This window comes from Kaistella sp. SH40-3 (assembly GCF_030686865.1).
Lineage (GTDB): Bacteria > Bacteroidota > Bacteroidia > Flavobacteriales > Weeksellaceae > Kaistella.
Genome location: NZ_JAQYUS010000010.1, coordinates 1 through 13,202 on the forward strand (window position 1 = coordinate 1; position 13,202 = coordinate 13,202).

Genomic DNA, 13,202 nt, shown 5'->3' on the forward strand with positions numbered 1-13,202 from the left:
TACCAACTCGTGGCTCCGAAGATCTCCCCAGGTAATGGCATCTTCTTTCACTCAATTCCTGCCGTATCTACATTTATGCACTTTTGTAATCTTAGGGCGTTACAATGATGTGCTTGCTTACCCATGCATAAATGCCTCTTATACGGTTCCTGTTCGTCAGTACCGAGTTTTGTAGTCTCGCTTCCTTCAGATGTAACCTCACGGTTACCACCCTTGCGACTTACTAATGGTTCAAGGCGTTACCCTCGCCCATAAGGGACTTGCACCCTCTAGATTAATTTCCTACTTTCGTAAGAGAAAGATGCCCATGCTGGGCACACACAAAGTATTTCTTCAAGCGGGTATGAAGTTATCATCGAAGATTTTAGTGATTAATTAAGTTTTTAGCAAGTAGAAAGTTTTCGTATTTTTATCCCGCCTGCAGAAATACCCAACCGTTATCGGCAATCCCCCCTATACCACCGAATTGACTTCTCAAGCTAACGTTTGGTAGTTATGAGAAATATTTTCTAATTTTATTATGCTCTTTGCAAGGCCGATTTTAAAACTGTTGCGTAATAGCACGGGTGCAATCCTGGTTGAGATGTATGTGATGACTTCAGTGGCGGTCTGATTGATCAGAACCCCGTTCAGAATATTTTTTTTAGCCTAAAGAACATCTCCTTAGAGTATTTTTAATCATTAATTTTTGAAAATATGAATGAGAACAAAATTTCAATGGAAATTGTCAATTCAAATGCAGCAGGAATTGATATTGGAAGTCGCTCACACTGGGTTGCGGTTGGCCAAAAAGAGGAAGATATTAAAGAGTTTGGTGTTTTCAATGAGGACTTGAAAAATTTGTCAAATTGGTTGAAAGATAAGAACATTCAAACAGTTGCAATGGAAAGCACAGGAACCTATTGGCAAGCACTTTATGCTATCTTATTGGCTGATGGATTCCAGGTTATTTTATGTAATGGTAAATTTACTAAAAACATAAAAGGCAGAAAAACAGACGTTCAAGACTGTCAATGGATTCAAAAACTACACAGTATTGGATTGTTAACAGGTAGTTTTCTGCCCGATGAAACTACCGAAAAACTCCGTACCTATTGTCGTCATCGAGCAAACTTATTAGATTCTGCAGCCAGCACTTCTAAAAAAATGCAAAAATACTTACGCCTACTCAACCTCCGATTGGATGTGGTGGTAAATGACATTTGTGGTTTAACCGGACTTCTCATTATTCATGCAATTTGCAACGGAGAAACAGATGCCTTAAAATTAGCAGAATTAAGACACGGTAATTGTAGAAAAACCGAAAAAGAAATTGCAAAAGCACTTCATACCAATGGAAGAGAAGATTATTTATTTGCCCTGAATCAAGAGCTTGAAATGTATGAAGTCTTGCAAAGTAAAATTGCACAATGCGATGTAGAAATTGAGAAAATATTAAATACAACAATTGATCAAGACAACAATAAAAAAGAACACCACATAGAACCTAAAAAGCACAAAAAAATCAATAAGAATACTCCTAAGAATATCGACTTAAATTTAATGGCCTATCAATATTTTGAAGGCGTAGATTTACTGGCAATAGAAGGAGTTTCCTATTCAACCGTACTTTCTATAATGAGTGAAGTTGGATTGGAAGGCATCAAGAAATTCCCGACGGCAAAACACTTTGCAAGTTGGCTAAGATTGACTCCAAACAATAAAATAAGCGGAGGTAAAATACTGTCCAATAGAATCCCAAAAGGAAGTAACCGTTTAAAAATCGCCTTAAGAAATGCAGCAAATGCGATTGGTAATTTAAAGGATTCGACACCATTATCGGATTTTATCAAGCGAATCAATTTTAGAAAAGGCAGAGTGTCTGCAATCTCAGCAACTGCAAGGAAATTAGCAATCATCATTTGGAATATGGTCGTTAAAAATCAATCCTACGTCAATCATGAAGGTTACTTATTTTTGGACGAAAAAAGAAAGCTAGGTTTAGTAAAAAGGATTCAAAAGCAAATCACTAAATTTGGTCTGACTAATGAAGATGTCAGTTTCGCAACTAGCTGATTGTAAGAAAGAAAGAAAAACGTTAGTCAGAATTTTAAGACAATTAATTTTTTTATTTAGTATTTTCAAAATTCCACTATTTTTATGAAACTAAAAATGCAATTTATTTTCTTCTTATTATTATCTTTCTTTTTAGCTAAATCTCAAACCATTATTCAGGGGGTCATAAAAAACGAGGAAAATAAAACTTTATCGTATTGTGCTATTGGAATTAAAGATACAAATGTAGGTACAATTACAGATGAAAAAGGATTTTACAAAATAATTATTCCAAATGAATTTCAAAATAAAAATGTTATCATTAATGCAGAAGGTTATTTGGAGCAAAGTTTTAATTTGTTAGAGTTAAAAGCAAATCCGAACGTTATTCTAAAATTTAAAACTGAGAATATTAAAGAAGTTATTTTAACGGCAAAAAAATTAAAAGAAAAAACGATTGGTCAGAAATCCCGTCCCATTATAACTTTTTCAAAAATGTTTGATAAGAATGTACCAACCATTGAACAGGGAAATATTTTTGAAATTTATAAAAAAACAAAATTAAATTATTTCAGTTTCCACATAATACCAAGTTCGAAGTATGAACAAATAACTTTAAAACTAAATATCTATAGCGTAAAAAACTCATTGCCAGATGAATCAATTTTGAATGAGAATATAATTTTTAAAACTTCATCAACAGGTTGGCAAATCATTGATTTATCAAAATATAAATTGATATTCAATAACTTAGATGAAATTGCAATAACTTTACAATTGGTAGATTACACCCCTTTAAAAGACACCGATTTTGTATTTGGAATTTCTGCTAAAAAGTCTCTTTCAAAAAATTTGATGTTCAGATTTCAGAGCCAATCCCAATGGAAAAAAAGTGAAGGTACATTTCTTACAAATATAAATGTCGGTTATGACAAGAAAGGAAAAACAAATATTGATCATAAAATAATGAATGATGAGCCAACAGAAAATCATATTGAAAAAGAACTAATTAGTTTTTATAAAGGCAGAGAAGAAGGCTTAAAAACAATTTATGGTAAAAACCCTAATGGAAAATACATTGATCTTGAGGACGCTAAAATTTATTTTGAAGAATACGGGAGCGGTGAACCATTAATTTTGTTAGAAGGAAACAATGGATTAATATCAGATTTTTATAATCAAATTTCATTTTTTTCTAAACAATTCCGTGTTATTGCTATAGATACTAGAGGACAAGGTAAAAGTTTGGACTTTGCCAAAAACGATTATGGCTATGAGAAATTGTCAGATGACTTGCAGCAAATTGTTAAGAGGTTAAAATTACAAAAAGTTAATATTATTGGTTGGAGCGACGGTGGAATTACAGGTTTAATATTCAATTCCAAAAATCCTAATCTCGTCAATAAATTAGTTACAATTGGCGCAAATACAAATCCTGAAGGCGTGAAAGATGCACTATTGCAATCAATCAAGCAAGGCTATGAGAATTCCAATGATGAAAGGGAAAAAAGAAGATTAAATTTAATGATCAACTATCCAAACATTACAATTGATGATTTAAGAAAAATTAAAAATCCAGTATTAATTGTTGCAGGTGACGAAGATGATATAAAACAAGAACACACTGCGCAAATCGCAGAAAGGATTGATAATGCAAAATTAGAAATAATTGAGAACAGCACACATAATATTCCTTTCGAGCAACCTAAAATTCTAAATAAAAAGATATTGGATTTCTTAAAAAAGTGAAAAACATCAGATAACAGCGGTTTTGCAATAGTGCAGAATTTTCGCTCATTTAAAGATTTTAGATATTCCGAAGTTTAGTTTATAATAGATAGATTTGGAATATTAAGCCGCACCATCGCAAAGCGGCAAAACATCCAATTTTTTGACTTTCCAATTTATTTTTAAAGAAAATATTTTCGTCGGTGATTTACCACTTTTCGTCGGTAAACTTTTTAGAAGAAGTGATGACAGAGTATTTTTGATAAAAATTAAAAGATATGTCATTATTAACACCCCTCATCTGGATCTTAGCGATCACACCTTTGGTCATTATTGCTTTGATTAACGCTAAAAAAGGAAATTTAAAATTTTTATTTTTTTTTATTCTCTATTTTCTTGCTGATAGTTATTTGCAATTTTTAAGTCATCACTTCTTCAGTTTGGAATTTATAGGATTAAAATTCGCCTGGCTCAGTAAATTTTTGAGTCTTCTGTTATCGCTGATTATCATTTTCACTATCAATAAAACAGATCGGGAAGAGATCGGTTTTACTACCAACACTAATAATAAGAAACATCTAAAATTAGGAGTTTTAATATTCCTAGGATTCTTGGTTTTCGATATTATATTTAAATTAATTCTTTTTCCGAAAGGAGGATTTTTCGACATCGAAACCTTTGCATTCCAAGCAACTCTTCCCGGTTTAACAGAGGAGATTGCTTACAGAGGAATTCAACTTTGGATGTTAGACAAGGTTTCTCCACCAAAATGGAATGTTAAAGGAATAAAATTTGGCTGGGGTTTCATTATTGTGACCATTCTTTTTGGTGTGGCACATGGCATGGCGTTGACAGCAGATTACGAATTCAAATTTGATATTATTACTATCATTTATCTAACCTTAATTTCATCTCTAAGTTTAGGACTGTTGAGGAAATTTTCGGGAAATCTTATCTATCCCGTGCTTGGTCATAATGTTATTAATATCCTTAACGCCATTATCAGAATACTATAGAATCACTTTTAAAAAGCAACTTTAAAAACTATCTTTGAGGTTGCTTTTCATATTAATGCTCATTAAATGCAAAATACAAATATCCCTTCAAGTTACTTCATCAATAAAATTATTAGATTTGATTTTGATCATTTTTTTACTCAACAAAATCGAATTTTCCTACACTTCTTGATGTGGATAAGCTTTTCAATTCTTTTATTTTTGAGTTACAAACTTGCTTATCACTTGTCGAATTTCAATTCATTTATCTTGACATTAAGAATGGCGTTAGTTAATGCGTCGGTCTTTTATCTTTTCTTCTACTTCCTTTTACCGAAAATTATTTCGGGTAAAAGGCTGCAAAGCATTGGCTTGTTTATTTTTAGTCTGCCATTTTGTATATTTATGTGGACACTTCTAACGTACGCCTTTTCTTTGCTTTATCATCAATTGGGATTTGAAATTCAAAACGGTGAATTGAAAGGGGCAATTTCGAATGCTGCTGCACAAACGATTTTTCAGACTATTTCTCTAAAAAGAATGTTATCTCAAACGATCATCATCATTTCACTTTTGTCTCCCTTTTTCTTTATTAAAATCCTCTACGAAATATCTAAACTTTATAGGAAAAATTTAAAGATCCAAAGTGAAAAATCAGCATTAGAAATTGAAAATATTAATATTGAGAGAGACTTTTTAAAGTCACAACTTAATCCACATTTTCTTTTTAATACCTTAAATAATCTTTATAGTTTGGCCCTTAAAAAAGATCATATGCTTCCAGAAGTAATCCTAAATCTTTCAGAAATAATGAGTTATACCTTGTATGAAAGTAACAGTGACAAGGTGTCAGTAGAAAAGGAATTCGCGTTTTTAAAAAACTATTTCGAACTTGAAAAAATGAGATATCCAAAAGGAAGTGAAATTCAGTACGAAATTGAAGGTGAAGCTCATTTTAAATCACTGAAGATTGCTCCCTTACTGACATTTATATTTATTGAAAATGCTTTTAAATATGGATTAAAAAGCAACCATAAACCGTATCTTAAAATGCATATTAATATTCATAACCGTATATTTGAGTTTAGCTTAATAAATGATTTTGAGCAAGTTCTTAAAACTGATAAAGTAGGCGGTATTGGAATAGAAAATATAAGGAAACGTCTTCAACTTTTGTATCCTGGTCAATATGAATTGCAAATAAAGAATGATGATTATAAATTTGAAGTTATTTTAAAAATAAATCTAGAAAACCAATGAAGCCGCTAAGTTGTATTATTATTGACGACGAACCACTGGCAAGAGAAGTTATTGAAACTTTTGTGAGAGACATTCCTTTTCTGCGACTTATTAATTCTTTCGGTGATTCTCTGGAAGCGCTATTATATATACAAGATAACGAAATAGATATTGTTTTAAGTGATATTCAAATGCCAAAGATTAATGGGATAGAATTAGTAGAATCTCTTTCAAATCCTCCAGTGATCATTTTTATTACCGCTCATCGCGACTTTGCAATTGATGGTTTTGAAAATGGTGTTACCGATTATTTGGTTAAACCTGTTCGTTTCGAAAGATTTTTAAAATCAGTAAATAAAGCAAAAAATTATATTGAATTAAAACGAGTTTCATCTAAGACTCAAATTAATTCTGACCGTTTATTTATAAAATCAGATGGAAAACTGATAAAGATCTTAAAAGACGAGATTGAGTTTGTAGAAGCTCAAGGTGATTATATAAATGTTGTGATTTCTGATGAAGTTTATATGACTCAAATGACTTTAAAATCAATGGAAGCAATTTTAAATCGTCCAAAATTTTTAAAAGTTCAACGATCATTTATTATTAATTTAGAAACAGTTAGAAGTGTAAAGGGTAATGTTGTGGAATTAAATTCTGGTAAAAAAATAACGATCTCTCCTGATAAAAAGGGAGAATTGTTTTCACTGTTAGGATATAGGGAAAAGTGAATTATATATGATCATAACGGAAAAATGAATTATACCAACCTATTACCTTCTAACAAAAAACCTATTTTTCTCATTATTGGAAATGCCTAATTTTATGTCAGTTAATACCTTCTCATGTTTAGGGTTACCTATTATATTATCAATAAATTTGATTTTAAACAAATTTTCATTTTCAAGGTTTCTATCTTTCACATAATCTATATCCTCATTCAGTTTCCGTCGCACTTTTTTTTCTTTTTCATATTTTTCAATTAAATCAATTTCTATTAAGGGCAATGCTTCTAATTTCGCCTCAATTGTAGAAATATTCTCTGCAGTTACTTTATGTTGCTTTTCTATCTCCGTTACATTCACTCCTTTCTCAGATAATTTTAAAATCGTCTTATGAACTTCTGCGTTGGCTAAATTTATACTTTTTTGGTAAGACACCAGTTGTGTTTCCCAATAAGTTGCATTTACGTCATCGCTATTTTTTGAATATTCTAAAATCCTCTGATAAGCATTTTGCGCTTTATGAACTTCAGACTGTACTTTTGTATATTCCTCATATTTACGCAAAACGAAAGCACTGTCAGCAAGAAATTTATTTTTCTCACTCTCTAATTTTTTTTTCAGCAACTCAATTTCAATTTTTGCTCTTGTTTCAGGATTGGTGATGATGGAAGTTTTCAATTCTTGAGTGCTTATATCCGAGATGTCTAAAACATCTGCACCTCTTTTCATTGCTTCCAAATATCTCGCTTGTTTAGCCTGCAATTTTTGCAACATGAAAACATCAATACTATCATTGGTCAGCATAAAATTGATGCGCACGTTTTCATTTTTGTTTCCCTGTCGCCATGCTCTCCCTTCAACTTGGCGCAAAGAAGTAAAATTGTAGGGCAATGTTAACAAATACACATCGGTCGTGTTTTCCTGCAAATTCATCCCTTCCTGAATGGCTTCACTACCAATTACTATTTTTATTTTACCAGAATTGAAATCATCCTGAATCGCAACACGGTGTTTTTTGGGAGTATTTCCTGTAATGATTCCTACTTCGTCAGGGTTATAATTCAATTCTTTTATTAAATATTCTTTCAACTTTGGAAATTGTGCAACGGCTAATTCAGAATAAATAATCTGTCCAGAATCTGGAAGGTCATTTTTATTTTGCCGAATTAGGTTCATTGTTTCTTTTAATTTCGGAGAGTTTTCAATAAATTCAGACAAAGGTGGTTCTTCTCCGTCATAATAAATTGATAGGTAAGGAGAAAATGCGATCAATCTGGCGTTGAGAATATGCGTTAATATCGCTCCCTTTTCTGTGTTATTAAAATTTTGAGTCAATAATTCATATTGCTCTTTCGTTAAGTCATTTTGCTCAATTTTATATTCTTTATTAATTTTGGTCGGACGAATTAATTCCAGATTATCCTCCCCTCCTTTTATATCAATGAATTCCGAAAGCAATTGCTGAAATAACTGATTGTTTTTAAATCGTCGCACATTTGGTTTGAATTTCACATCGCCTTTAGCATCAATCTCCATATCATTATCCGCTTCCATAAAAGTTTCGAAGAATGTATTCACGTTAAAATATCCCGAATCTTCCAATCTTTTGTTGGCTATTAATGATAATATGGAATAATACTCCAACGGTTTGTTAGTGAAAGGTGTGGCTGAAAGAAGCGTTACATTTCTACCGTTTTGTCTATCCTGAATATATTGTGCTGCCATCCAAGTATTGATTCCTAATTTAGAAGTCTGTTGATTTTGATTTCTGAAATCTGATGAAAACCTACGGTCTTCAATTTTTACTTTTCCTACAATATGATTGGCATTGTGAACTTCGTCGTACGTTAAATGGTCAAAACCAAAATCTTCCCAATCGTAAATTTTGCCGCGTTTCATTTTGCCTTCAACTTCTTTTTCTTTCTGGAGTTCAATCTGTAAATCCCTTTCTGTGTTGGTAATACTTTTCAGTTCATTAGCAGAAATGTAATTGAATTTTGAAGACAACTCTTCAGTAATTTCATTGGAGAAACCGATATTATTAAACCCTTCATAAGTAACAATTGTGATCTCACCGTTTTTATTATCAAACTTTGATAGGTCATAATCTCTTCCAAGATTACCTAAAACATTAACTCTAGCATTGGGAATGGTTTCAAATATTGTTTCTACCCATTGTTTCAAAATACTGTCATTAGGAACTACGATCAATGGTTTTATTGAATTTCCTCTGTGCATTGCTTCATGTAAGGATAGAATTCCGGATAATGTTTTTCCGAAACCCACTTCATGCGCCAAAAGCCCTACTCCTTTTGTCGTCTGCCGAGCAATGCCAGACTTCTGAACTTCTGTTAATCGAAGTTCTGTTCCTTTAAAGTTTTGATAGATTTTTGAGAAAAGTGGAAATTTTAAATAATCCGGAACGTAAATATGATTATAGTTTCGATTAAATTCCTTTACGAATCGATCTCTTAGATCATCAGACAATTCCTCTCTGATAAACTTGGAGAACAAATCATTTGCTGCCATTTTTCTCCTTTCACGAATTAGAGCGTTTCTTTCTTTGTCACTTCCAGTTACGGTTTCGTTATCTACAAAACTTCGAACTTCCCACGAAGATGAACCTCCAAAAGCCTCGCTCGGTAAATTACTGACAAAATCTTTGAATTTTTCTGCAAGATTATATTCAACAATTACCGTTTCGGTCCCTCTTTTTTCGTAATTATACTGTTCTTTTTCTATAGTACCTAATCTAAATTTATGCACGAATTCGTGGTTGGGATTGATAGAAATTTCATCTAATGTTTTTAGTTTGGGCAGTACATTTAATAAAAGAGTCTTCTGCTTTTCATAATATTTCTTTTCCAATCCCAAAATTCCCCAATCTTCTTTAAAATCCTTTTCCAGTTGATCTAATTTCTCATAAATATTTCCTTCTGCATAATAAAAATCGTGAACATATTTTCCGTTTTGATAGTTGGCGTAAGCAAAATGTCTGGAGTGATTAGGAATCGTTCCGTCATAGGAAGTGGCTTTAAATGCTGCTATTTGTTCCTCAGTAATGTCCGAACTATTCTGCAGTGATGCATTGACAACACGATCTTCTTTCGCAAATTGGTATTTCAAAATACCTTTTTTAATTACTGGCTGTGACTGAATTTCATATTCAAAATTTTTAATGTTCCCCGACTGAAGTATTTTATCTGCTTTCTTTAACAGATCTCTTAACTGTATATTAGAAATGTTCTCCTGTTTATCAGATATTTGACCTTTCGACTTTGCGAATTTTTCAATTTGTGCAAGAATTGAAGGAGATTTAAACTTGACGGTATTTAATATTAATAGGACTTTCTCTAAATTTTCTAAAACCGATTTTCTAAGCGTTTCATTTTCAATTTTAGATTTCTGACGAATATCTTTTTGTGAACTTTCAGGAATTATATTCTTTAGCGGAACGATCTTGTCAAAATCCTGGTCATTGATTTCCAGATCCTCGAAAAGATTGCCAATTCTTACCGTTTCTTTTTTATTTCGAAGATTATTAAGTAAGGTGATTGCTTCATCTAAATTGCCATGCACGTAAAACTCCAAACGTCCAAAGCGATTGGTTTTTTCTCTAATTTCTCCTAAGATATTTTGTGGATTTCTATCAAAATAATCAGAAATATTTTGATTGATAGAATTTTTATCTTTTTTAAGAATTATAATGTCCGTGCCGATTTGTGTTCCCGCAAAAGCACCATTTGGCAAACGGTAAGCACTTAACAATTCAGCATAGTTCAACTTTTTCTGGTGGTTTAACCAACTTGAAGGGACAACCATCGCTAAAATTCCAGCCTGTTTTAAAGAATCTATACCACGCTTTATAAAATAATCCTCGTATTTGGAAATTTTTCTTTCTTCACCTAAACCTTTGTATAAACCTCTATGCTCACCATAAGGCGGATTTCCAATTACCAGATCATATTTTTCAGAAAAATCTTTTGTATTTTTCTTGATGCCCTTTTCGTCAATAAATTCCGTTTCAAAAGACCGAAGATTGATTTCTGCTTCCGGATAAAAGATCTTCGCTATTTTTGCCGTGGTTGGATTTATTTCAAATCCTTTTACATCTGCTTTGATGCCTAACTCAGCAACAGCATTGATGAAATTACCTGTTCCAACACTTGGTTCTAAAACTGATATTTCCTTCTTATTTTTAAATTGTTCGGATATTAAATTACGAACTGCATCGACAATTTTGTGATCTGTGTAATATTCATCAAGAATTCCGCGTCCTTCTTTTGCAGTTCCACCGCTTTTAAATTGGTTACAAATATCTTTCAGTTCATTGGTAATGGTAACATTTTCCCTAATTAATATTTTGCCAGTTTCTGAAACAAAACAAGCCGCAGAAACTATTTCTGCGACTTGTCGATTGGTCAATTTTTGACCCTTATATTTTTCTATTAAGCTGTTTAATTCTATTAACTCTGCGGAAGTTGAAATTATTTTTCCGTCCAGGATAGTTTCTCCGCTTTCATTTTTTGAAGCATTTTCTTGTTGTGCATTTCTAATAGATTTTGCGACTGTTCTATCTGAGAAATTGATCCGCTTTGATTCTGCAAATCTATCTCCAGCATTTTCGCTGCCCAATTTGTGTCCGCTTGAGATATCTCTTTTTTGTTTGGATTCGAGAGTTTTGCTAAATTCTCCACTACTGTTTCCATTGATTTGGATTCTAAAGTTTTCATTTTCGACTGTATTTGCTTCTACTAAATTACCATTTTTATTTTGAAGTTTTAGTTTATGTTGCAAATACTCATTCAGGTCATTGTGCCCCTTTTCTGAAATATTATACAAGGCGCGAATGTCTTTAATACTACTGGTAGTGAACGAGTCTAAAATTTTTCTGGTCGCTTCGTTTCCGGCCTTATCGCCGTCCAGACATAAAAATATTTTACCATTGTAATCCGAATATTTATTTAAAAATTTGTCAAGATTTGTGATAGAATTAAGGGTGATGAGGGTTCTGTTATTTTTTTGATTATTAATTTTTAGAAGTTGTGCAAAGGATAACATATCGGTCATTCCTTCAAAAACGATCACCTCATTTTTTTCACCAATTATTTCTGAAATATTATTTTCCCCAACCTTCGATTTCATAAATGAGTTTCGAATTTCAAACCCGCCAGATATATTTTCGATTCCGATTCCGAAGTAATTTTTCCCTGCAAGTTCGTAGTGAATTTGCCTGGTGTGATCAACTAAAATCTGTTTTGATATACCGCGAGCCTCAAAATAGGATATCAATTTTTCGTTATTGGGTATTAGTGAATTTGTAATCTGAAAAGTTGCTGACTTACGCTCATTTTGCAACAAATTTGTTTGTTGATTTTTAATACTATTATCGTACAGCATAAAATTTTGATTAAAGTTTTTAACAAATTCCAGGGCATTTCTCCAATCTACATTTTCGAATTCCATTACTGCTTTTATAATTTGACCACCTTCACCAGTTTTAAAATCATAATAGCCATGGTCTGAAACTGAAAATTTATTATGGTCTGTTTTAAAATAATACTCGCTTCCGATTTTACGGTCGAAGTTCAATTCACCTTTCTTCTCGAGATAAAGAAAATAATCAAGTAGGGAAAGACCTTTAGAAATAGTTTCAATTTCAGAATTAGAATAGTAGAATGAATCTTCACGCATTATTTTTTCTTTTTTACAAATTCATTAAATTCAAATATTTCTTTGGCTTCATCGTCCCAATCCTTTCTGGGCAACAATTGAAGCGTCACGAAAATATCTTTGTCTTTATTGTAAGAATCAATTCTTTCAAGTCTTCCTCCATAATCAATCTCTGCATGTTTATAAATTGAATAAGGCAAAATGGTGTCGGTTGGATAAATGTAAAAGCGTGAAAAACTTTTTGCAGAATTTATTTCGAAGCGTTTATAATTTTTATTGAAAAGCACGGTGTCGCTAATGTTTTTTCGATGGAGGTAATTTGGAATCCACTCGTCAGAGAAAAGTGCACCTTCTTTCTTTTTAGAAACTAAAACTGACTTTTGATGTTTTGAAAGATCTGAAAGAATTTCACTGCCACTATTCTCCATTCCAACTTTAAAATAAATTGAATCCTTGATATAGTAAATTTTATCAGTTACCTCTGGAAAATTCAAATCCGGTATTAACTCTAACAGATAAGAATCAGAGTAATTCATTCTTGAGATGTGAAAATTCTGCACTTTATCCAATCCTTTTGAGGCATTTAAATAAACATTCGAGATAAGATCTATTCCTCCTTTATCAGGCCTAATTTCTTTTTTACACGAGTACGTTGTCAATAATAAAAATATTGCCGGTAGTAATACAGATTCGCTCCGGAACATGAATTTATTTCTACTAAAATTCCAATTTTCTTGTACCATATTCTTTACTTTTAAAAGAGAAAAAACGGTTAATTATAGTCAATCAACCGTTTTTAAAATTTATT

Annotated in this window: 7 protein-coding genes; 5 read left to right on the forward strand and 2 right to left on the reverse strand. The window is 31.9% G+C overall.

Translation table 11 applies throughout. The annotated features are described in order from the left end of the window. The first annotated feature begins 696 nt into the window (after positions 1-696). From PUH65_RS13625 to PUH65_RS13645, 5 genes are all read left to right on the forward strand, one after another. Positions 697-2,055, forward strand: coding sequence for an IS110 family transposase (locus tag PUH65_RS13625; protein ID WP_305520747.1), 1,359 nt, complete (start codon positions 697-699; stop codon positions 2,053-2,055). 84 nt (positions 2,056-2,139) lie between these two features. Continuing rightward, positions 2,140-3,783, forward strand: a complete 1,644-nt coding sequence (locus PUH65_RS13630; protein WP_305520748.1) for an alpha/beta fold hydrolase — start codon at positions 2,140-2,142, stop codon at positions 3,781-3,783. A 257-nt stretch (positions 3,784-4,040) separates the two neighbouring features. Then, the gene (locus tag PUH65_RS13635; RefSeq protein WP_305520749.1) at positions 4,041-4,778 is read left to right on the forward strand and encodes a type II CAAX prenyl endopeptidase Rce1 family protein; all 738 of its coding nucleotides are present in this window, start codon (positions 4,041-4,043) and stop codon (positions 4,776-4,778) included. Between the two features lie 384 nt (positions 4,779-5,162). Further along, positions 5,163-6,017 carry a sensor histidine kinase gene (locus PUH65_RS13640; protein ID WP_305520750.1) on the forward strand — a complete coding sequence of 285 codons (855 nt, stop codon included), beginning with the start codon at positions 5,163-5,165 and terminating at the stop codon, positions 6,015-6,017. Beyond that, positions 6,014-6,727: a LytTR family DNA-binding domain-containing protein gene (locus PUH65_RS13645; protein ID WP_305520751.1), complete on the forward strand. Its 714-nt coding sequence runs from the start codon at positions 6,014-6,016 to the stop codon at positions 6,725-6,727. Before PUH65_RS13640 ends, PUH65_RS13645 begins: the two co-directional genes overlap by 4 nt. Before the next feature lie 42 nt (positions 6,728-6,769). Here the strand turns inward: PUH65_RS13645 and PUH65_RS13650 are convergent, their stop codons facing one another. Further along, positions 6,770-12,415, reverse strand: a complete 5,646-nt coding sequence (locus PUH65_RS13650) for a helicase-related protein (RefSeq protein ID WP_305520752.1) — start codon at positions 12,413-12,415, stop codon at positions 6,770-6,772. After that, positions 12,415-13,137, reverse strand: coding sequence for a hypothetical protein (locus PUH65_RS13655; RefSeq protein ID WP_370692047.1), 723 nt, complete (start codon positions 13,135-13,137; stop codon positions 12,415-12,417). Before PUH65_RS13655 ends, PUH65_RS13650 begins: the two co-directional genes overlap by 1 nt. Positions 13,138-13,202 lie beyond the last annotated feature (65 nt).